Origin of the sequence: Bradyrhizobium sp. dw_411 (genome assembly GCF_018449695.1) — a bacterium.
Taxonomy (GTDB): domain Bacteria; phylum Pseudomonadota; class Alphaproteobacteria; order Rhizobiales; family Xanthobacteraceae; genus Bradyrhizobium.
Map to the genome: position 1 here is coordinate 212,970 of NZ_JAAVUY010000002.1, position 21,794 is coordinate 234,763.

The 21,794-nt window shown below is 60.2% G+C and carries 21 protein-coding genes; 12 read left to right on the plus strand and 9 right to left on the minus strand.

The annotated features are described in order from the left end of the window. Positions 1–40 precede the first annotated feature (40 nt). Complete coding sequence (locus tag HB676_RS03635; RefSeq protein ID WP_213736305.1) at positions 41–700, minus strand: TetR/AcrR family transcriptional regulator; 660 nt, start codon at positions 698–700, stop codon at positions 41–43. A 142-nt stretch (positions 701–842) separates the two neighbouring features. Between HB676_RS03635 and HB676_RS03640 the strand changes: the two genes are divergently transcribed. From HB676_RS03640 to HB676_RS03665, 6 genes are all read left to right on the plus strand, one after another. Further along, the gene (locus tag HB676_RS03640) at positions 843–1,985 is read left to right on the plus strand and encodes an HlyD family secretion protein (protein WP_213736306.1); all 1,143 of its coding nucleotides are present in this window, start codon (positions 843–845) and stop codon (positions 1,983–1,985) included. After that, a complete protein-coding gene (locus tag HB676_RS03645; protein WP_213736307.1) occupies positions 1,982–3,478 on the plus strand; it encodes a DHA2 family efflux MFS transporter permease subunit in 1,497 nt (498 codons plus the stop codon). Before HB676_RS03640 ends, HB676_RS03645 begins: the two co-directional genes overlap by 4 nt. Positions 3,479–3,532: 54 nt before the next feature. Continuing rightward, positions 3,533–4,474, plus strand: a complete 942-nt coding sequence (locus HB676_RS03650; protein ID WP_213736308.1) for an aldo/keto reductase — start codon at positions 3,533–3,535, stop codon at positions 4,472–4,474. A 144-nt stretch (positions 4,475–4,618) separates the two neighbouring features. Continuing rightward, positions 4,619–4,984 carry a hypothetical protein gene (locus HB676_RS03655; protein WP_213736309.1) on the plus strand — a complete coding sequence of 122 codons (366 nt, stop codon included), beginning with the start codon at positions 4,619–4,621 and terminating at the stop codon, positions 4,982–4,984. Further along, positions 4,984–5,196: a hypothetical protein gene (locus HB676_RS03660; RefSeq protein ID WP_213736310.1), complete on the plus strand. Its 213-nt coding sequence runs from the start codon at positions 4,984–4,986 to the stop codon at positions 5,194–5,196. Before HB676_RS03655 ends, HB676_RS03660 begins: the two co-directional genes overlap by 1 nt. Before the next feature lie 150 nt (positions 5,197–5,346). Then, positions 5,347–6,546, plus strand: a complete 1,200-nt coding sequence (locus HB676_RS03665) for an adenylate/guanylate cyclase domain-containing protein (protein ID WP_213736311.1) — start codon at positions 5,347–5,349, stop codon at positions 6,544–6,546. A 36-nt stretch (positions 6,547–6,582) separates the two neighbouring features. On the opposite strand, the gene HB676_RS03670 is transcribed toward HB676_RS03665, so the two are convergent. Further along, entirely contained in the window at positions 6,583–7,545 is a 963-nt protein-coding gene (locus HB676_RS03670; RefSeq protein WP_213736312.1) for an aliphatic sulfonate ABC transporter substrate-binding protein, read from the minus strand. 454 nt (positions 7,546–7,999) lie between these two features. Next, positions 8,000–8,251: a hypothetical protein gene (locus tag HB676_RS03675; protein WP_213736313.1), complete on the minus strand. Its 252-nt coding sequence runs from the start codon at positions 8,249–8,251 to the stop codon at positions 8,000–8,002. A gap of 903 nt (positions 8,252–9,154) precedes the next feature. On the opposite strand from HB676_RS03675, the gene HB676_RS03680 reads away from it, so the two are divergent. The 3 genes from HB676_RS03680 to HB676_RS03690 all read left to right on the plus strand — a co-directional run bounded on the left by HB676_RS03680 (position 9,155) and on the right by HB676_RS03690 (position 12,211). After that, a complete protein-coding gene (locus tag HB676_RS03680) occupies positions 9,155–9,646 on the plus strand; it encodes a hypothetical protein (protein WP_213736314.1) in 492 nt (163 codons plus the stop codon). Between the two features lie 159 nt (positions 9,647–9,805). Beyond that, on the plus strand, positions 9,806–10,969 hold the full coding sequence (locus tag HB676_RS03685; RefSeq protein ID WP_213736315.1) for an acyl-CoA dehydrogenase family protein: 1,164 nt from the start codon (positions 9,806–9,808) through the stop codon (positions 10,967–10,969). Positions 10,970–11,113: 144 nt separating this feature from the next. Continuing rightward, positions 11,114–12,211, plus strand: a complete 1,098-nt coding sequence (locus HB676_RS03690; RefSeq protein ID WP_213736316.1) for an amidohydrolase family protein — start codon at positions 11,114–11,116, stop codon at positions 12,209–12,211. A 170-nt stretch (positions 12,212–12,381) separates the two neighbouring features. Here the strand turns inward: HB676_RS03690 and HB676_RS03695 are convergent, their stop codons facing one another. Then, positions 12,382–15,063, minus strand: coding sequence for an EAL domain-containing protein (locus tag HB676_RS03695; protein ID WP_213736317.1), 2,682 nt, complete (start codon positions 15,061–15,063; stop codon positions 12,382–12,384). A gap of 309 nt (positions 15,064–15,372) precedes the next feature. Then, on the minus strand, positions 15,373–15,615 hold the full coding sequence (locus tag HB676_RS03700; RefSeq protein WP_213736318.1) for a hypothetical protein: 243 nt from the start codon (positions 15,613–15,615) through the stop codon (positions 15,373–15,375). A 295-nt stretch (positions 15,616–15,910) separates the two neighbouring features. Here HB676_RS03700 and HB676_RS03705 point away from each other — a divergent pair, with 295 nt between their 5' ends. Together HB676_RS03705 and HB676_RS03710 are read left to right on the plus strand one after the other, a co-directional pair. After that, a complete protein-coding gene (locus HB676_RS03705; protein WP_213736319.1) occupies positions 15,911–16,318 on the plus strand; it encodes a hypothetical protein in 408 nt (135 codons plus the stop codon). Further along, positions 16,318–16,989 (plus strand): OmpA family protein, encoded by a 672-nt coding sequence (locus HB676_RS03710; RefSeq protein WP_249780044.1) that lies wholly within the window; start codon positions 16,318–16,320, stop codon positions 16,987–16,989. The genes HB676_RS03705 and HB676_RS03710 overlap by 1 nt, the downstream gene beginning before the upstream one ends. 43 nt (positions 16,990–17,032) lie before the next feature. On the opposite strand, the gene HB676_RS03715 is transcribed toward HB676_RS03710, so the two are convergent. The 4 genes from HB676_RS03715 to HB676_RS03730 form a co-directional block, all read right to left on the minus strand. Next, a complete protein-coding gene (locus tag HB676_RS03715; protein ID WP_213736320.1) occupies positions 17,033–17,368 on the minus strand; it encodes a 2Fe-2S iron-sulfur cluster-binding protein in 336 nt (111 codons plus the stop codon). Further along, positions 17,365–19,092, minus strand: a complete 1,728-nt coding sequence (locus HB676_RS03720) for an FAD-binding protein (RefSeq protein WP_249780045.1) — start codon at positions 19,090–19,092, stop codon at positions 17,365–17,367. The genes HB676_RS03715 and HB676_RS03720 overlap by 4 nt, the downstream gene beginning before the upstream one ends. Positions 19,093–19,156: 64 nt before the next feature. Continuing rightward, positions 19,157–19,537, minus strand: coding sequence for a cupin domain-containing protein (locus tag HB676_RS03725; protein ID WP_213736321.1), 381 nt, complete (start codon positions 19,535–19,537; stop codon positions 19,157–19,159). A 17-nt stretch (positions 19,538–19,554) separates the two neighbouring features. Beyond that, complete coding sequence (locus HB676_RS03730; protein WP_213736322.1) at positions 19,555–21,048, minus strand: 4-hydroxyphenylacetate 3-hydroxylase N-terminal domain-containing protein; 1,494 nt, start codon at positions 21,046–21,048, stop codon at positions 19,555–19,557. Between the two features lie 178 nt (positions 21,049–21,226). Here HB676_RS03730 and HB676_RS03735 point away from each other — a divergent pair, with 178 nt between their 5' ends. Further along, positions 21,227–21,793 (plus strand): MarR family winged helix-turn-helix transcriptional regulator, encoded by a 567-nt coding sequence (locus HB676_RS03735; RefSeq protein WP_213736323.1) that lies wholly within the window; start codon positions 21,227–21,229, stop codon positions 21,791–21,793. The last annotated feature ends 1 nt before the right edge of the window (position 21,794 follow it).

Genomic DNA, 21,794 nt, shown 5'->3' on the forward strand with positions numbered 1-21,794 from the left:
GGGCTTGCGCGAAACACCGGCACCGGCCGCCCCGATCCGTTCAGCCCGAAGGCACTTTTTTAACCGGAATCATCTGGCATCCGCAGATTACACTGACCGCCTTTCGCGCCATCTGCCGCAGCTCCGCGCGGGGCGTGCCGGCACGGACGCGGACAGCGATGCTGTGCATCGTCGCGGAAGCCAGGATTGCGAGCGCCGTCGGATCGGCATCGTCCTTCAACTCGCCTCTGTCACGCGCGGTGCGGAAACGCGCTTCGAAATCGGCGTCGATCGAACGAAGTCCTGCCGCAACACTCTTGCGGATATCCGGATCGTCGACGGTTTCGGTTACCGCGGTTCCGATCACAAAGCAGCCGCGCGCGGGTCCTTTACCCGAAAAATAGATCGACAGTGCCGCCTCGTAGGCTGCCATCAGGCTTTCGGCCAACGGGCGATCTTCGGCAAGGGCCTTACGCGTCGCCGCAAGGCTGAGTTCCCAATAATGCGCGAGCGCCTCGAGATAGAGCGCGCGCTTGTTGCCGAAGGCCGCATAGAGGCTCGGGGGATTCATGCCGGTCGCGGCAGCAATGCTGTCGAGCGAGGTTCCGGAATAGCCGGTTCGCCAGAAGGTGTCTGTGGCACGCTTGAGCGCGGTGTCGGCGTCATAGGCCCGCGGCCGTCCGCGGCGCACTGGTCCGGTTTCGCTGTTTTTTTGTGCCATGTCGCCAAATATCCCGGTTGCCGAGGGTTCATACCATATTTGTACGAAACACTACAAAATAAATCGGCAGCTACCTTGTTTGTAGCGCCGTCGTATTGTATTTGTATGAAACGTTACAAAATAAAATGGGCGAGGGCTTGCGATGGGGATTAATATTGCAGTGGAGACGCAATTCGATCGCGTTGTCGATGGCCCGGCACCCGACCGGGTGGTCGCAATGCCGATGAAAACAATCAGGGAGCGGCTGCGCCGGCCCCTGTTGCTGGCGGTGCCGATTTTGTTGGCTGCGTTCGGCGCCGCCTGGTACCTGGTCGAGGAGCCTTATGTCTCGACCGACGATGCGTTCGTTCGCGCGGCGAAAGTGACCGTGAATGCGCGGGTGGCGGGGCAGGCGGTCGAAATCGCCGTGCGGGACAATCAGCGTGTCCGGCAGGGACAAGTCTTGTTTCGAATCGATCCCGAGCCCTACCAGATTGCGATCGATCAGGCCGAAGCGCGGCTGGCGAGCGCGCGCCTGCAGATCGAATCGCTCAAAACGACCTATCACCAGCAGCAGGCTGAACTGCAGTCGGCCAGGGATTCCGGGGCTTTTGCCGAGCGCGAGTATGATCGCAAGAAAGCGCTGGTCGCAAACGACTTCACCCCGCGTGAAGTGTTCGACCGGACCGAGACTGATCTGAAGGTTGCCCGTCAGCGCGTTGCATCGATCGAACAGCAGATCGCCAATACCATTGTCGCGCTGAACGGCGATCCGAACATCGAAGTCAACAGCCATCCGACGGTTCGTGCCGCCAAGGCGCAGCTCGACCGTGCGCGGCTTGATCTGTCCTATGCAACGATCACCGCGCCTGACGATGGGATCGTGACCAGAGTCGAGGACCTCCAGGTCGGCAGCTTCGTCAATCCCGGTGCCGCCGTGTTCTCGCTGCTGTCGAGCCACCGGATCTGGATCGAGGCGAATTTCCGCGAAACCGGCCTGACCCACATGCGTCCCGGCCAGGAGGCGACGATCGATGTGGATGCTTATCCGGATCGCACATTCAAGGCGCACATCGTCAGCATGAGCCCGGGCACCGGATCGGATTTCGCCGTGCTGCCGCCGGAGAATGCGACCGGCAATTGGGTCAAGGTTGTCCAGCGCCTGCCGGTGCGTCTCGAGCTCGATGAGGTCGATCCGAACCGTCCGCTGTTTTCCGGCATCAGTGTCACCGCGCGGGTCGACACCGGCCATCGACGGACCTGGCGCCACCCGCTGCAGTTCGCGCTCGCGGCGGACGGCAAATGATTATCGCCCTGCCATCGAGCTCCGCAATCGACGGTCGTCGCGCCATCATCGCTGCGGCGCTGATGGCGACTTTTATGGAGTCGGTGAATATCTCCATCCCGAATGCGGCCCTGCCGCATATCCAGGGAACGTTGTCGATGTCCGACGACGAGGTCGGCTGGGTGTTCACCGCCTATATCGCGGCGGGCGCGACCGTTATGCCGATGGCGCGCTGGCTCGCGGGGCGTTACGGCCGCAAGACAGTTTATCTGGTGTCCCTCGCGGTCTTCTCGCTCGGCCTGATGCTCGACACGCTCGCGACAACTCCCATTCAGTTCGTGTTTGCCCGGATCGTCCAGGGGGCCGCGAGCGGCCCGCTCGCGCCACTGTCACTGGCGATCTTGCTGGATGTACTGCCACCGCCGCACCATAAGCGGGCCGGACTGGCTTGGATCGTGTGTTTCTTGCTCGGTATCAGCACCGGGCCGAGCATCGGCGGCTGGCTCAGTGAATATCACGGCTGGCACTCTATTTTCTATTTCAGCCTGCCGATCGCAGGCTTCATCGCTCTCGCGATGGCGCTCTCGCTGCCCGAGAAAAAAGCCGCGCAAAATCCGCCCTTCGATTTCTTCGGTCTGGCGCTCTTCTCGCTCGGCATGCTCGGCCTGCAGATGATGCTTGACCGCGGCGAGCGGCTGGAATGGTTCGCCTCGCCTGAAATCTGGGTCGAAGCGATTGCGTCGGTGCTGGGATTCTATCTTTTCGTCATGCACATCCTGACGACGGATGTGCATTTTCTCAATAAAGCGCTGTTCAAGGACCGCAATTTCATGCTTTCGGCGATTATGTTTTTCGCCGTCGGCTTCGTCCTGCTGCCGACCCTGGCTTTGACCTCGCCAATGCTGGAGGATTTGCTCAACTATCCCGTCGATACCACCGGGTATCTCACCCTCGCACGCGGTGTCACGCTTGTGGGCGCCGTGGTGCTGATGAGCTTCGCCCCGGCGTGGATCGATAACCGGCTGTTCGTGACCGTCGGTCTGGCGTTGGTGATCTATGCCAATTGGTCGATGCTCGGCTATTCACCCGCGATGGATCGGCGTCCGGTGATCATGGCGATCCTGTTCCAGGGGGCGGGTCTCGGCATGTTGCTGCCGTCCCTCACCAAGGCGGCGTTCGGCACGCTCGATCCGACCTTCCATCCGGAAGGCACCGCGCTCTTCGGCGTGTCACGCGCCTATGGAGGCGCGATAGGCATCGCGATCGTCCAGATCTTCTTCTACATCAACACCCAGGCGATGCATCTGGCGCTGGCGAAGAACCTCACGCCCTACCGCACCGCCGCTCATGTGGCGGGTTCAATCGCCAAGCCGGGCCTCGCCGCACTCAACGACATGATCACCCAGCAGGCGGCGGTCGTTGCCGTCATCGGTCAGTTCAAGATCCTGATGTTCGCCATGCTGATCGTGAGCCCGCTCGTGCTGTTTCTCCGCAAACCGCGGCCGGCCAATTAACACCGAAGGCGTCCCATGCTTCGCACTTGCTGCATCAAATAAAGGAATGTTCCCATGACGACACCTGACACGCTTCGCCACACGACCATTCGTCTTAATCATGGATCGGTTTTGATGCCCGCCGCGGGGTTTGGCACCCTGATCCCTGATCCCCTGGTGACCAAACAAGCCACCAAGACGGCATTGGAAGTCGGATTTCGGCACTTCGATTGCGCGGAACGCTACCGCAATGAAGCCGCGGTCGGCGAGGCGATGCAGGGAGTGTTCAGGGCAGGGACCGTCCGGCGCGAAGAGGTGTTTGTTACTACCAAGCTGTGGAACACGAACCATCGTCCGGAGCGGGTCAAACCTGCTTTCGACGCGAGCCGTCAACGGTTGAGAATAGACACCGTCGATTGTTACATCATCCATACTCCCTTTGCCTTCAAACCCGGCGACGAGCAGGATCCAAGGGATGAGCAAGGCCGGGTGATCTACGATTCCGGCGTGACGTTACTGGAGACATGGCAGGCGCTGGAGCGCCTCGTGGATGACGGGCACTGCAGGTCGATCGGCCTGTCGGATATTACGCTGGAGAAGCTGCGGGAGATCGTTTCGGCCGCGCGGATCAAACCGTCCGTGGTGCAGGTGGAATCCCATCCCTATCTTCCCGAATGGGAACTGCTCGATTTCTGCCGGGAGCATGGCATCGTACTGCAGGCGTTTGCTGCGGTGGGACACGCGATGGAGCCGAATCTGCTGGAAGATCCAGTGATTAAGTCCATCGCGCAACGCGTGCGCAAGACGCCGGCTCAGGTTGCGCTGGCCTGGGCCGTACAGCGCGGCACCGCGTTCCTGACCACCTCGACCAAACCGCATCGCATCCGGGAGAATTTTGAGATTTCGGCTCTCCCTGACGACGCCATGCGGGAGATTCGGGACCGCATTACAACAAATGTCCGATTTAACTCGGTGGTGGAGACCGGTGTGCCCGGATTTATTCCGCGGGTGGGGTGAACTGGACCAGGAGAAGCCGTGGTAAGGTTTTAGCGACTTTAAGTGAGGACAGATAACACCCCCGTATAATTTCTCGACACCCGAACGCATGTAACACTGAGACCAGAGGAACTCGTCCGTCAGCGCACAGGCAGGAGATCGGTCATGGATGTCCAGAGGAAGGCGACGTCATTCGCCACATTCAAGTCCGCCCTAGCTGGATTGAGCTTCGGCAACTGGTCGCTGCTTTTGGTCCTCGGTGCGTTGCTCGTGTTTGCCATCATTGTGTCCTATTATGGCTGGACCTCGGCGGCAGGTACCGATGTTCCTGAATCGGGTTACCTCGCCATGGCACTCGGAATCATTTTCGCGCTCGTGATTGGCGTAGGTCTGATGGGCTTGCTGTTCTACAGCAGCCGCTACGGCTACGACGAGTCGCCCGAGCTTGAGCGAAATGACGCAAACCAGGAACCTGCTGCGATTCCATCGGGCGTCGGGGAGTTGGCTCCTCCAGTCAGGCGAGATGTCTGATGACCGGAATTGACGAACGCACAGCCGCAAACATGGACGTCGCGCTCGAAGAGGTGTTCGCGGGCCTGCCTCACGGCGGAGATCACGAGAGCCGAAAGCATGTCGCCAAAAAGCTGATACAAAGTGCCAAACAAGGCAATGTCACACTGGATGGATTGAGGGCCGTGGCGCGCGAGGCGTCGCAGCAATTGTTAACCCGCAGATCAGCCTGATATTGCGGCTATGACAAGGTTGTGACGCTGTACCCCCGCAACTGATCGAGCTCGATCTTTCGCAAATTACAGCCGGCTCCATTGACGCCGTCGAGTAAGGATACGACATATCCGGCGGTGACGATCCAGGTCACTGCTCAGGAGCAAGATATGAACGCGCCGCCAAACATCGATCCCGTTACCGCGGATTCCGTCGGCGACGTGGTGCATTGGCTGACCAACGACGCACGCGATGAGCGCTTCATTGACAATATTTTTGCCGAGATGTGTGTCCGGCTCCAGGCAGCGGGCACTCCCGTCAAGCGGGCGTCGCTTCACGTCATGATCCACCATCCCCAATGGCTTGGCGCCCGGATCGTATGGGTTGACGGCACGCCCGGAGCCGAGATTGTAAGACTGGACTACGATGTCGGGGGGCGGCCCGAATACATCAACAGTCCGGTCAATGAAATTCGTGACGGCGCTGTCGAGGTGCGTGAGAATCTCGAATGCGATCCCTCGCTGGGCCGCAAGCACGCCGTCTATGACGAGATGCGGGCGAAGGGCCTGACCGATTATGTGGCGTGGCCGATCTACCATTCGCTGGGCAAGCAGCATTTCGTGACCTTTGCAACCGACCGGCCCGGCGGGTTTGACGATGCGCATATCGCTGCGCTGTTGAGACTGTTGCCGGTTCTCGCGCTGGTCAGCGAAATCCGTATCAAGAACCGGCTGGCGCGAACGCTGCTCGAAACCTATGTCGGCTCGCATGCCGGCGAGCTCATTCTGGCCGGCGCCACAAGACGCGGAACCGGGACGACGGTGCGCGCCGCCATCATGATCTGCGATCTGCGTGATTTCACCGGGATTTCCGACAACTGGCCGCGCGACGACGTCATCGATCTTCTCAACAGCTATTTCGATGCGATGTCAGAGCCGATCGAGCGGCATGGCGGGGAAATTCTGAAATTTATCGGGGACGGTTTGCTTGCCATTTTTCCGCTGAGCGAGCCGTCAGCCTGTGCAAATCTGCTGCGTGCCGTGGCCGAAGCCCGTCGGGCGATGGCTGCCCTGAACGAAAAGAACGCTGAAACCGGTCGTGCGCCGCTGAATTACGGCATCGGCGTCCATGTCGGAGACGTCATGTACGGCAACATCGGCTCGCGGACCCGGCTCGACTTCACGGTCATCGGTCCTGCGGTCAACATGGCTTCGCGTCTCGAAGCCCTCACCAAGCAATTGGGCAAACCGGTGCTGCTGTCCCGCGCGTTCGCCGATCTCGTTGAAAGCGATTTCGCTCTGGAGCGCGTCGGCGAATATCCGGTCCGTGGCTTCAACGACCCGATCGAGCTGTTCGCGTATTACGGCTGAATGCCGATCCGCGTCAGACCGGGATAAGTCCACGTGTCAGTTCGGCTTTGGGGTCCATATTTTGGCGTCGGCGGCATTGACCTTTACCGGAAGCAGTCGTTCCGCGAAAAACGCGTCGGCGATGCGCTGCTGCTCCGACAATCCAGCCGGGGTCACCACGCCTACTCTGTAAGAACGATGGCTGTTGGCTTCTTCCACGGTCGGTGCGTCAATTCCCCACAGACCCGTCAGCAACCCGGCCGCGTCCTTTGGATGCGCCTTCACCCATTTGCCGGTCTCGTCCAGCTTGCGGAAGATGACGTCAAGAACGTCGCTGCGCCGGTCCGCGTAAGCCGCGGACGACAAATAAAATCGCTTGTAGCTCGCAAGCCCGTTGCTGCCGTCGGACAGAATGCGCGCGCCCGATTGGCGCTGGGTGCTGCTCAAAAACGGATCCCAGGCAACCCATGCGTCGACATTGCCGCCGGTGAAGGCCGCGCGGCCGTCCGCCGGCGTCAAATAGGCCGGCGAGATATCCTTGAAGCTGAGGCCCGCCTTGGCGAGGGCGGCGAGCAGCAGGAAATGACTGCCGGCACCCTTGGTGACCGCGACCTTCTTCCCCTTCAAGTCGGCGATCGTCTTTATCGGCGATTCCGCTCCGACCAGAATGGCCTGCGCCGAAGGCGAAGCAGCTTCCTCGGCAATGTAGGCGAGCCTGGCGCCGGCAGCCTGTGCGAACAAGGGGACGGTATCGGCGACGTCGGCGCCGAAATCGATATTGCCGGTATTGATCGCTTCAAGTACCGGCAGACCGCTGGTGAATTCATGCCAGGAGGTGCGCACGCCCAGCGGTGCGAGGGCCTTTTCCAGCTCGCCATTGGCCTTCAGGATCGCCATCAGCGTCGAGGATTTCTGATAGCCGATGCGCACTGTATCGGATATTTGCGCCTGCGCCGACGTGACGGATACAACCGCGGCGGTAGCAATGGATATGATGGTCAATATCGCCCGGTTAATCATAAGGTCTGCTCGGCTGACTGGTTGATTGAGGCTAAAGGCCACACAATCCCAGTCAATAGACCTCAGTCAATAGATTCGCCGTTCGTTATCAGGGCGCGATCCGCACGACGATACTATACGTGTTATCATTCGCAGTAATAAATTCCACGCGACGTCACAGGCATGGTGGCCACTGTTTGCGGAGAGCCTCTCGCATCATTGATGTCGACGCGGCATCCTCGAAAACCATCGGGACTTTTACGATGTGCCTGGTGTGCGGAAAGTTTGTTTTGAGGGCGATCCCCGGTCAGGATCACAAGAAGGCCGTACCGTCACAGCCGGTAGCACCAAAACGCATTGTCACTGCAATCGTGCCATCGATGCAGCTCCCGGGACATTGAAAATGTCCCGGGACCACGCTGACGGGGTAAACGGAAAACGGTTTGGATACGCCCCGTCGCCCCGCTGGCCTGCATTAATTTCCGGAGTAGAGGAGCCGCGGATATTCTTCCGTGCCGTCATAGCCGAAGGGGTCCCGTGCAGCGGTTTTCGGGGCGACATAGGCGGGCTCATTCACCTGATTGTACGCTCCGCGATAATTCTTGGCATGTACGCGGACGTGATGAGTCGTCTTCGGCGCGAGGGTTTCCGCATCCTGAGCGAACGCCGGCGTCGCAACTGCCGCGCCAAGAATGATCACAGCGCTTAGTGTCTTCAAATTCGTCATTGAATTGGTCCTGTTTCTGTTGTGATGACGAAGCAAACATAGAATTTCATTTCATAGTCTCCATTAAATTCGGAGTTAAAGACTTCAATCGCGTGTGATCTGAGAATGAAGCACTTCAAGCGCGCGTGATCTGTGAATGATCGAGCGTGAAGTGCCGGGATTTCCGGGTGCCGTTCGATTTTCGATTCGCGCGAAACGGCTTTAAAACAAGCCATAGACGGTTCTTTAACGAATTTGAAATCGCAACGATTGCGATCTTTTATGAGGCTGCGGGGCCTCGGCTGCCGAGACGAAAGCAACGTGTTTAGCGACGACAGCAACGCGAACCAGTCGAGAGAATGCGCGACTGATGAAAGGCTCTGCGCTGAGTCTCAAAGGACGAAGTAATTAAAATGGAAGTTGCGACGGCATCGAATACGACATTCGATCTGAGGGAGAACGGAATTATGCGCCAAGAGGCGACGCCGCTTGCGAGTGGCTTTCGCAATGTTGGCCGCGATCATGACAAGTGGCGAACGCGCCAATCGAGTTCTCCTGTCGCGATTGGTGGAGGTCCCGCGCAAGCCCAGTTGCGCCAAGCAAGCATGTTCCATCGCATTCGACGTGTGAGCCTGTATCCGGTTGGAGCAGGAGCGGACTCAACTTGCGCCTGCGGCCAAGCCAGGCTGCGCCCCGGAGCCAGGCATCCGCTTTGTCAGGTTTTTTCGGGGAGAAAACGGCTTGGTGAGCGTGCCGGAGTACGATATTGGTCGTGCTCAAAATTAACGAGCCACGCCTGTGGTTCGGGGAGAGGAAGCCGGGCCTGCAATTTCCGTTATCGGCGAGCTGCGAAGGGCCGCTTCCCGCGTTGACGAACTCCCTGAACTCCTTTAGCAGCGACTAAATCTTATTAGGGAACCAGTGATGTCCGATAGCTCCAAATTGATGGTTTTGCTGGCTTTTTTGGCGCTGTCGGTTTTGCCGGACTCTGCCTATGCGCAATCCACCACCAGCAAAGACACCGCATGGGCCGCCCTTGACGTGACCGGGGCGATAAACAGCGCGATTGAAGAAAACAAGGAAGCCCCCGATTTGCGCGACAAGGTGGTGCGCCGCTTTGCCGAATGCTCGCTCTTGTACGGGGGGCTTTCGACGCTGACTTCCAATGCCGACGTGAAGAAAAATTACATCGAAGCCCAGCTGGCAACCATGGAAATCGAATCGGCGATCGCCAAGCCATTACAGTCGGAAAAGAGATTGGAGCTTGAAGAAACCGCTCGAAAAACCGTGGCGTTGATGTTGCGTACCGTAAAGGCGCAGGGCGACAAGGAAGTAGGCCCGCTCGTCAAGAAGTGCAAAGCGATAAATGATTTGAAGGAAATCAAAAGCGCTGTGCAGGAGCTTTCATCCCAGTAAAGCCGTCTAGCAAGGCTTGCTTCGCTTTAAAGGCTTGCTCCGATTTATAAGGCTTGCTCCGATTTAACCACTGTCATTATGGAGCATAAAAGCCGGTCAAGGCGCTATGCGCTATCTTCTTGGTCGTGCTGAAGGCAAATCCTGGAAGGGAACTGACCGATGAGAGACCAAAGCTTCCTGCAGTGGCCGTTCCTCGAAGACCGCCATCGATCGATCGCTTCCGGTCTTGAGCTTTGGGCAGAGAACAATCTGGCGGGGGACAATCATCACCTCGACGTCGATAAAGCCTGCCGCGAGTTGGTCGCGAAACTCGGCGAAGATGGCTGGTTGAAATACACCGCGCCCGGCGAGGACTCAGGGAGTATCGACGTCCGGACGCTCGCCCTGATACGGGAGACCCTGGCTCGTCATTCGGGTCTGGCGGATTTTGTTTTTGCCATGCAGGGCCTGGGTGCGGGGCCGATCTCGCTATTTGGCGATCGGGAGCAGAAGGCGCGGTGGCTGCCCCGCACACGTGCGGGGAAGACGATTTCCGCCTTTGCGCTGTCGGAGCCCGGTTCAGGGTCCGATGTGGCCAACATGACGACATCGGCGCGCCGGGACGGCAATGGCTACGTCCTCGACGGCGAAAAGACCTGGATCTCGAACGGCGGCATTGCGGATTTGTATGTCGTGTTCGCCCGCACCGGCGAGGCGCCGGGCGCGCGCGGTCTTTCGGCTTTCGTCGTCGAGGCTGACAACCCCGGGCTGGCGATCGCCGAGCGCATCGAGGTGATCGCCCCGCATCCGCTGGCGCGCCTGACATTCAGCAATTGCCGCGTGTCTGCGGATGCGTTGATCGGCACGTCAGGCCAGGGCTTCAAGATCGCGATGGGCACGCTCGACGTGTTTCGCACCTCGGTGGGCGGCGCGGCGCTGGGCTTTGCGCGGCGCGCGCTGGCCGAGACCGTCAGGCGGGTTACGCATCGTCAGTTGTTCGGCGCGCCGCTGGCTGAACTGCAAATGATCCAGGGGCACATCGCCGACATGGCATTGGAGATCGATGCGGCGGCGCTGCTGATTTACCGTGCCGCCTGGACCAAGGACATGGGGGCGCCGCGCGTCACACGCGAAGCCGCGATGGCAAAGCTATACGCAACAGAAGCGGCCCAAAGGGTGATCGATACCGCGGTGCAGATTCACGGCGGCGACGGTGTGCGCTCCGGCCATCCGGTCGAGACGCTTTACCGGGAAATACGCGCGCTTCGCATCTATGAGGGGGCTTCTGACGTGCAGAAGGTCGTAATTGCGAGGTCGCTTCTGGCAGGGGCTGCAGGGCGCTGACGAGACACTAACAAGGCACTAAAAAGTGACCATTGAAGTAGCGGGATTGGCGCTTTCCGTGCACATTGATACGTTCACGACGGCCATTTGTCGTCTAAAAGGGATTCAATAAAAACCATCTTCGAACCAAACTAGGGGGGCTAAATGACTGGCGTGAGTGCACCGTCGAATGCTGTGACGGACAATGTTTCATCTCATTCGGCGCTGTCGCGGCGCCATGTTCTCGCCGGCGCCGCCGCGCTCGGCGCGTCCTGTTTGCTGCCGAACTGCCGCGTGCATGCGCAGGGCGCCCCCCACAAGGTCATCGATACCCACCACCATTTCTATCCGCCGGCCTACCAGAAGGCCTGGCTCGATTGGGAAGACGCGCACAAGGTTCCGCATTTCGCCAACCAGGTCGGCTGGTCGCGCGAAAAAGGCGTGGAGGAGCTTGATAAAAACGGGGTCAACAGCGCCGTGCTTTCGATGGCGTCCACGCCCGGCCTGTGGTTCGACCTCGATGCGTCCAATGCGTCGAAGATGGCGCGAAGCTGCAACGAATACGGCGCGGAGATGGTGCGCGACTACAAGGGCCGCTTCGGCCTGTTCGCGACGCTGTCGATGCTCGACACCGATGCGACCCTGAAGGAAATCGAATACGCGTTCGATACCCTCAAGGCCGACGGCGTCGGCCTGCAGACCAATTACGGCGACAAGTGGCTCGGCCACGAATCCTACAAGCCGATTTTCGAAGAACTCAACCGGCGCAAGGCCGTGGTCTATGTCCACCCGCTGGTGGCCGCCTGCTGCGGGCAGCTCAGTGTCGGTGCTTTCCCGGCAGTGATCGAAGTGCCCCATGACACGACGCGAACGGTCACCAGTCTGCTTCTGAGCGGCACGTTGGCGCGGCTGCGCGACATCAAGTGGCTGTTCTCGCATGCGGGCGGAACGGTTCCGATGCTCGCCGGCCGGATCGATGCATTCTATAGCCAGCGGGTAGGAACGGCCGGCAGCTTCGCGCCGGACGGCATCATCACGGAGCTTCGCCGGCTCCATTACGATACGGCGAACGCCACCAGTGCGCCGACGATGGCGGCGCTGCGCGAACTCGTGCCGGCGACGCAGATTACGTTCGGCTCGGATTATCCTTACTTTCCGGTCAGTCAGATCGAAACGATCAGGAAGATGGCGTTGCCACCTGGTGACCTCCTGGCGATCGAAAGCGGAAATGCGACGCGGCTGGTTCCGCGGTTGGGCGCATGATTCCAGCGCTGTTGACTTGCTGACGGCGTCGCCCGACGTCGGATTTTTCACAGGCAGCCAGCTCGCCGACTGGTACACGGCCGCAGCGCCGCCGCCTGTCGCGCGCTGAAGCGGATTGGAGTCTTGTCCGGGAGGGAAGGCCAGGGCGTTCGGTGGCCTTGGTCTTGGCCCTAAGCGGCCTTGCGCGCGCGGTGCGCACATATCAATTGCTTCAGTTCCGCCGCCGGCTTCGCTGCGCTGAACAGCCAGCCCTGCATCTCGGTGCAGCCGAGCGCGCGAAGCAGCTCTCTCTGCTGCTCCGTTTCGATACCCTCCGCCGTCGTCGTCATGTCGCGGGCCGCGGCGATATTCACGACGGCCTGAACGATGCACGAGGAGACGCCGGGTTCGGTGATATCGCTGACAAAGCAGCGGTCGATCTTGATCTTGTCGAACGGAAAGCGTTGCAGGTAGCTCAGCGACGAATAGCCGGTGCCGAAATCATCCAGCGCGATCCGAACCCCGATGGCCCGGAGCTGATGCAGGATCGCGAGTGCGGCGTCGTCATCGCGAATCAGGACCGCTTCGGTAATTTCGAGTTCCAGCCTGTTGGCTGCGAGGCCGGATTTCCCGAGCGCTTCGACGACCCGTAGCGCCAGGCCACTGCTTTTGAATTGAACCGGCGAAACGTTGATCGCCACCTTGAGGCCGTCAGGCCAGGTCGCGGCTTCGGCGCAGGCCGTGAACAGCACCCATTCGCCGAGCTGGTTGATAAGACCGGTCTCTTCCGCCACTGGAACGAAGTCCACCGGCGAGATCATCCCGAGTTCCGGATGCCGCCAGCGCAACAGCGCTTCGCAGCCCGTGATCGTGTTGTCCTGGAGGCTGACGATAGGCTGATAATGCAGCTCGAAGCCACCATCGACGATGGCCTGGCGCATATCCAATTCCAGCGCACGGCGCGCTTTCGCGCGGGTGTCCATGTCTGCCTCGAAAAAGCGGTGGGTGCGCCGCCCGGCCGCCTTGGCGCTATACATCGCGAGGTCGGCGTTCTTCAGGATTTGATCCAGATCGGTGCCGTGCTCGGGAGCCAGCGCGATGCCGATGCTGGCGTCTGCGACCAGCTGATGACCGAGACATTCATAGGGACGGCGGATCGCTTCGTATATCCGTGTCACCAGCCTGGTGACTTCTTCCGAGCCGCTTATGGCGGGTTGAACGATCGCGAATTCGTCGCCGCCCAGTCTCGCAACGAAGCCATGGCCCCTTACGCAACTGCTTAATGCTGCGGCCATGGCCTTCAACAATTCATCGCCGACCATGTGGCCGAGCGAATCGTTGATGCTCTTGAATTCGTCGACGTCCAGATAGAGCACGGCCAGCTGCTCGCCGGACTTAATCCCGACAAGCTGCCGCTCGAGATGCTCGCGAAACAGCACGCGGTTTGGCAGATTGGTCAGGGCGTCGTGATGCGCCATATGGGCGATCCGCTGGTCCGACTGTTTGCGCTCCGTGATGTCCTCGTGGGTGCATACCCAGCCGCCACCCGCCACCGGATTATTCGCGATCTGAATGATCCGGCCTGCGGCGGTCGTTATGATAGTGACGAACAACTTGTCGTGCTGAAGGGCGGCACAATATTCGTCGATATCGCCCTCAAAAGATCCCATCTGCTTGCGATGCGTGGCGATGTCGCGAAAGTTCGCGCCTCGCTTCAGCACATCGGGTGACATCCCGTACATATCGACATAGCGCTGATTCCAGATCACGAGTCGTGCCGACGAATCGAACAGCAACAGGCCGTGTGTCATGTTGTTGACGGCGATATCGAGCCGCTGTTTTTCCAGCGCCTGTTTTTGAAGCAGGAATTGATGTTGCCGGGATAGCTGCCGGACGATCAGGCCGAGTATGCCGGCAATCACCAGCATCGACAGTGCCGCTGCGATGACCAGGAACTGGACTTGTTCATACCAGTCGGAAAGCACCACCGACACGGTCGATGCCGCAATGACCGACAGCGGGAAGTTTGCCAGCGACTGGATCGCGGCAATACGGTCCTTGCCGTCGACAGTGCTGGTCAGGCGGATGGTGCCGTGATCCGAATGCGACAGGACCTGCTGGAAGACGGGCGCCTGTTTGAAACTGCGTCCGATCATCGCATCGATATGCGGATACCGCGCCAGCAGGGTGCCGTCCCGATGAACGATCGAGATCGCTTCGCCGTCGGCAAGCGAGACGGTGGCCAGGAAGGCTTCAAGGTTGGCAGGTCCGATTCCGCGCGAAATGACACCGAGGAAGCTGCCATCATTGCTGACGAGGGCGTGGGAGACCACGATGCTCCATTGGTGGGATATCCGGCTGTGCAACAGCTCAATCAAGGTCTGGGTCGGCGCGATGCCGGCTTTGAACGCCTTGAAATAATTTCGATCGGAGACGTTGACGTTCGCGACCGGCCATACCTCCGATGAGTTGATGAGCTGTCCGTCGGCGTCAAACACGGTGATGCCGGCAAGGTCGGTATAGGCGCTGATTTTCGACATCAGCATAATGTGGGTGTCCTCGCCCGACATCTGCTGTTTGAAGATTTCGGGAGAATCGAAGCCGGCCTGGATCTGCCGGCTGATCGTCATCTGGACGGCGTCGAAGTCGCGGAACAGTTGCTCGAAGTGGACAGCGAGCAACTGAGCGGTGTTTTCAAGTTGACGCTCGCTGTTCTTCAGCGCACGCTCGCGGAAACTGCCGATCATGATCGCAGTGCCGACGGCTATTCCCACCATTAGAAACAATCCCGCGGCGATCAGCCGGTGGATCGGATTTCCTCGGGTATAGTTCTCGGGATCGACGGTGGCGTTTCTGTTTATCAAAGCGAGCATGGCAACATTCTGTGCCCTGGTTGTGTTTATAACCTCTAGTTGAAGCAAATGATTGTAAGCGGCGGATTGCTGACCGCGCTAATTTCGCGGAATGTGAACGACATACTTAACTCGGGCTTAAGGAATGATCGGAGCCGCGTAAAATTACGTGCAACGCATGGTGTTTGCGCGATCCGGGACGATCATCGGAGGACAATGCAACGGCGGTCAGGTGTTCAGTTTCATGCCGCTGTTCGACTAAGGAAGTATTCAGCAACGGTATCCCGTTGATCTCGAAGTCTGGCGTCTTAACGCGCCGACGCGCGTTTTTTAGTCCGCCCGCAAGTGATGGCGCCGCAATTTTTCGCGTTGAATGCAACGTAGCGCGCGGTCGGCGATTCGTTTGCTGGACGCGCCGTAATCGACGACATGAACCGTGAACCGGCCACGCTGATCGCCGAGGACGGCAACGCCGGCCACCGTCTCGCATCCGGGCCAGAGTCGGAGCTGCTGGAGACAGTCCCGGGTCAGATCGGCCCGGCTGATTTCGACGGTGTGCTTGAGGAATCCCATGGCGCAAATCCAAACGCCTTATAGTTGCACTGAGCCCGGCGGCCTGTCCTCATGATAATACTTGTGCGGCAATCGTGTTTCCCGATGGCCGCGCCAAAAGGGCGGCGGCCGGGGCTGGCCGGCCGATCCAATGGCACGCGGAGTTTGCAATGCGGAATCTACACTGAAATAGCTGTCAAACCCACCCGATACGCGGGTTATAAGCGGCTCTGGCCTTGATTCGGCTCGGGTCGGAGCGGGAATGCCTGCTCATGAGGCCTTGACGGTCAACGACCTCATCGTATGAAATGACCCCATGATCCTAGGCCGATCGATTTTGCTGCTACTCGCGATTGCTTCTCCGGCGATGGCGGAGACGATGAATTTTGAAAGCTCGACGGCCATATTGGGCGCAAGCTGCGGCAAGGATATCGACGCCAATTGTCTGGGCGTTAATCTCGACCCGGTTCGCCTCAAGGAGTGCCTCGCCCGCAATCAGGATGTCGTGTCGCCCCAGTGCAAGGCCGACTATGCCAGAGCGTTCGATGCGATTCAGAAGCGTGTGGCCGCGCGCGCGGCGGTGGGCAAGGCATGCGAGCGCGACAAGCCAAAGTTTTGTGGCGATCCGGAAAGCAGCGCAGCCAGTTTTCCCGACTGCCTGTTGAAGACGCGCGGGGTCAGCGCCAAATGTGTCCAGGCGGTTCGCGAAGCGGGGTATCGCTGATGCGATCTGACATCAATGGCCTGCGCGGTATCGGCCTGCTGGCGGGATCCGCCATGATGTTGGCGGTAGTTGTCATCCCGGCGTATTCGCAGGATGCGATCACGGCCGATAGCATGGTCAGTCAGCTCGCCGGTTTGGATTCCAGTCCAGATTTGGATATCGTCGCGATGCGCCAGCGCGCCTTTGAGCGCGTCAAGTCGAAGGCGGACGGTCCGCCGCTAAGGCGGCCGCTTGTTGCGGCAGAACTGAACAAGCTGCCGCACTTCAATGTTGATGTTAAGTTCAATCCGGACTCTCCGATTATCCGGCCTGAATCCTACCAGACGCTCGGGCGTATCGCCGATGCGCTCTATGATCCATCGCTAACGCCGTATGGCTTCCTGATTGTAGGTCATACCGAATCGACGGGCAAACGCGACGTCAATCTGACGCTAAGTCAGCGGAGAGCTGACGCGATCCGTGACGTGCTGGTGACGACGTTCAAAATATCGTCAAAGCGCATCCAGGCCATCGGTCTGGGCGAGGAGCAATTGCTGGACGGCGCGCGTCCGACCGCGCCGGTCAACCAGCAGGTTCAGGTGATGACCGTTCGGAAAGCGGTTTCGAGCGACGTGGATACCGGTTCGCGTAAAGAAAACGTGTCAAAACAAAAGACCAAATCCCGGTCCTGATTCAATCGGAACCGGACTCAAGCAGCAGTGAGACGTGCGGGATTTACGCCCGCGGCCACAATCGTTCGTCCGGCGGGGCGATCTCGGTGACGAGATCCCGGATCAGCGCCTTCTTCGGCAATGGCGCCAGCGCCGTGACGCCTTCCTTCAGCCGGACCGTGCAGGCGTAATCGACCTTGCCGTCGATCAGCATCATGCATTCCTTGCAGGCGTTGGCATTGATGCAGGAGAACCGAAACGCCAGCGAGGGATCGGCTACGAGCCGAAGCGCGCGCAGGCCGTCGAGCACGGACTGGCCATGCTCGAATGCGACTTCGAAGCTTTCGAGGCGCGGCGTCTCGCCGGGCACGCCGCGCTGGATGGCGAGTGTTGCCTTCATGCCGCGGCCCTCCCGGTTACTGGTGCACTGCGGCTGAGTTCGATCTTGCCGTTCGACAACGCCACAATCTGGTTGACGCCCCAGCTCTCATCGAGGCCGGGATAATCCTCCCGCTGATGGGCGCCGCGGCTCTCGGTGCGGGCGAGCGCCGGCACCGTGACGGATTGCGCGACCAACAGCATGTTGCGCAGGTCGAGCCAGTCGACCAGCACGGGATCGAACACCGCCGCGGACGAAACCGGGACTTCGCCGATTTCGGCCTTCAGCCGTTCGATAGCTTTAATGGCCGAACGCAGCTTCGGTTCGGTGCGGAACGGTCCGACCAGGTCGGCCATCAGCCCCTTCAATTCGGCAACGACCGCTGCGAGATTGGGGACGTCGCGTTTGTGCGCGCTGCGTAAGAGATCAAGCGTGGGGCCTGCGGCCTGCGGCTGCCACTTTGTTGAGGAGCTTTGCAACGCGCGCTGCGCCGCGTTGCGGCCGGCATGGGCGCCGAACACAAGGGCTTCGGTGATCGCGTTGCCCGAGAGCCGGTTGGCGCCATTGGCGCCGCCGACGGCCTCGCCGCTGACGTAGAGACCGGGCACGCGCGTTTGCAGTGTCTCATCGGCCCGCACGCCGCCCATGTGGTAATGAGCGATCGGCGCGACCTCGACCGGATGCTTGGCCAGATCGATGCCGTTGGCGGCCAGCCGGTCCACCACGGGTCCGAAGGCGCTGCGGATATCGGCCTCTGGCAGATGCTGGAAACTCAGATAGGCGCCGCCGGCGGGGCTGCCCCGGCCGGCCTCGACTTCCCGTGTGATGGCGTAGGTGGCGAGATCGCGGGTCAGCACGTAGCGCCCGTCGCTGCGGGTGTCTTGCGTGGCGTAATCCTGTTCGAACTCGCGCATTTCGGCGTTGAGCAGCTTACCGCCCAGCTTGTAGCGGAACGGATCCCACATGATCGGGTCCATTCCGACCAGCCGTGGCGCGAGATGCCCGATCGGGAAGAACTGCACGAACTCCATGTCGATGAGTTCGGCGCCGGCCCGCAGCGCCAGCGCATAGCCGTCGCCGCCCATGTTGGATGACGCGCTGTTGCGGCGGTAAAGCCCGGTCAGTCCGCCGGTCGCGATCACCACGGCCTTGGCCGCCAGCGTCACGGCCTGTCCGGTCGTCAGATGCAGCGCGGTCGCGCCGCAGGCTTCGCCGTTGCGAAGCGCGATATCGACGATCATGAGGTCGCCAATGCGGCGGATACCGTTCGCATTGTTCAATTGCGTACGCAGCGTGCGCGATACCGCGGGGCCGGTGGAGAGGAAATCGACATAGGCGCAGCGCGGCCGGTCATGGCCCGGCGCCTGTGCCTGTTTGATGTGGCCGTCTTCGCGCGCCCAGCCGACTTTCCAGCCGTCCATCTCGCGCAGCCGCCGGGGTCCGTCCTCGCACAGCAGCGCTGCCATGCGCTCATCGCAAAGCCCGCGTCCGGCCGCCAGCGTATCGGACAAATGATATTCCCAATGATCCGGCGTCTGTTCGCCGAGCGCCGCCGCGACGGTCATTTGCGCCATGACAGTGGCGCCGCCGCGCCCGATCAGGCTGCGGTCCGCCAGCACGACCGAGGCACCGGCTTTTGCGGCTTCGAGGGCCGCATACATGCCGGCGCCACCGGCACCGATCACGAGGACATCGGTTTCGATATGCGTCGGCGCCATAGCGTCATTGTTTGCAGCAGCCGTCATGATCGTTCCAGTTTCGTGTTGGTTTTGGCGATTGCGTACGGCTCATACCGACGAAGAGACCACATCAGGCTGGGTCGAAATAGTGGATCTCCATCAGGAGACAGCCGGTTTCCGATTTGAACGGACCGTGAAACGCGCCGGGCGGACGGCAGGCATAGGTATTGGGCTTGAAAGCCTCGCCGCCCTTGCCCTCTTTGTCATTGCCGACGGTGAGATCGCCCGAGAACAGGAAAACCTCCTCCCAATACTCATGGACAAAGGGCGCGGTGGTGTAGACGCCGGGAGCGAAACGAAGCAGCCGGGTCCGGCTGCCGCGCTTGTTCACCTCATCGAGCGCGCCCGAGAGGATTTTTTGCTGGATACCGGCAGGATAACCCACGGGCGTTTCCCAGCCGCTGGACATGTCGAGCGTGTGGAATTCATCGTGGGCTTTGTTGACGGCCATTGGTAACTCCGAATTGGTCAGGCGACGGCGCGGGAAGGCGGATTGGCCTGCGCCGCAAGCTCGTCCGCAAGGTCATAGCTGGAAAGCATACGGTCGAGCAACGCTGTTGCAGCCTTCCAGTCGTAGGTGCGAAAGGCGTGGCCTTTGGTAACGAAGGTAGCGCCCGCATAGAACATCTCGTATTGCGCGTGGCGCGAGGCGAATTCGGAACCGACCGCATCCCACGCCATTTTATAGAATTTGACCCGGTCGACCGCGCCCGCGGCCGGGGATTGCTGGGTCTTGCCGATCAGGCCGGCAATTTCCGGATTGCCGAAATCTTTCACAGAGGAGGGCAGCATGATCATTCCGCCGCCCGCCAATTCGCGCAGCGTATTGATCACTTTCGCGTAAAGTTGCTGCGTCAGGGTCTGTGCCGCGTACAGCATTTGCCGGTCGGGAACGAAATAGCGGCCGCGCTGCAGGCCCTTGGTTTCCATCGCGACCACGAAGGCATCGACCATGCTGGCCTCGGCGGAAAGCTGGCCGAGCATTTCGCGCACCTGCGGGAAGCCGACGATGCCGTTGATCTCGGCGGTACGGTGGGCGATGCCGACCAGGAACCGCAGTTTCACCGCAAGGCGGATCTGCGCCTGATAGTTCTGGTAGACATGGGCCGGCGTCGCATGAAACTGCTTCTGGCACATCTCGATATTGTCGGCGATGAAGACGCGGTCCCAGGGTACCTTGACGTCGTCGAAATAAAGCACGGCGTCGTTTTCATCAAAGCGGCTGGCCAACGGATTATCGAACACCGACGGCGCCGCGGCCTCGTATGATTTCCGGGAAAGGATTTTCAAACCCTTGGTATTCATCGGAATGGCAAAGGAGAGGGCGTATTTTTCGTCGCCCGCCTGCAGCGGCTGGATGCAGGTCACGAACACTTCATTGGCCATGATGCCGCCGGTCGCGAGCATCTTGGCGCCCCGGATCGTCAAGCCGGCGGCGTCGCGGTCAACGACCCCTGCGGTCAGATAGGGATCGGCCTGCTGGGCCGCGCTCTTGGAGCGATCGGCCTGGGGATTGATGATCACATAGGTGAGGTAGAGATCATTGTCGCGCGCATGGCGATAATAGTCCGCAAGCGCCTTGGCGCGGGCAGGATCGTAGGCCTCGAACACATCGAGTCCCATGAACATGCCGGAGATACAGGACGCGACGTGGTCAGGCGCGCGCCCCATGAAACCGGCATGCAGTTCCGTCCAGGCCTCAAGCCCCTTACGCCGCACCACGAGTTCGTCATAGCTGGCCGGCAACTGCCAGATCCTGTTGGCGCGCGTGCCTGTTTCGGTTTCGAACGTCATCAGTTCGCGGTTCTCGGGCGCACTCTGGAAATCGAACATGTGGCCGATGGAGGCGACCGCACCGCGATAGGCCGGATGAACCGTGACGTCCGCAACGCGCTCGCCGTCGAGATAGATTTCGCGGCCGTCGCGCAGGCTCGCGAGATGCTGTTCACCGGTCTTGATCATGGTCGGCCTCGATGATCGGGCTGCAGAATTAGCTTTATAACAAAGCTATATTGATTTGTGCATCGATTGCTGTCAAGTGTAATGGCCCGCGATGCAGGGCCCGACGCAACTTGTTCCGGCGCTGATCGCTCGCTACAAAATCGCAACCGCCGAGCGGAATCGGCCGAGCAGGAATCGAATGGCTGAGAAATCGAGATCTCGACCGGTCGCGCCGCAACCCACGGTTTCCCGGCCCGAATTGCTGGTCGATAATTCCGACCAGGCCTTCCGCCAATTCATCCATGATACGCTGGCCTTTTCGGCGCGGCTGCAGCAGGTCCGCAGCCTGCTCGGGCAGGTGATCGGTCTTTCCGGCACGCAATACACGGTCCTGATTGCGATCGCCCACCTTCACGGAGGCGACGAGCGGGTCGGCGTCAACCTTGTCGCGGATCATCTGCATTTCAGCGGGGCGTTCATCACGATCGAAATCAACAAGCTGGTGGCGGCGGGGCTGGTTGAAAAGGAAACCGACCCCGTTGACCGCCGGCGCGTCGTGCTCACGATCACGCCGAAGGCGCGCGCGCTTCTCAACGAATTGGCGCCGGTGCAGCGGCCGTCCAATGATCTCTTGTTCAGCAGCCTTTCCGCAAAGGATTTTGAGCGGCTGCGCAAGATCATGTCCGGACTGGTCGAGGCTGCGGATCAGGCGATCAACCTGCTGGAATATACCTCGCCGACGGCGACGGCGCGTTCGGCCAAATAGG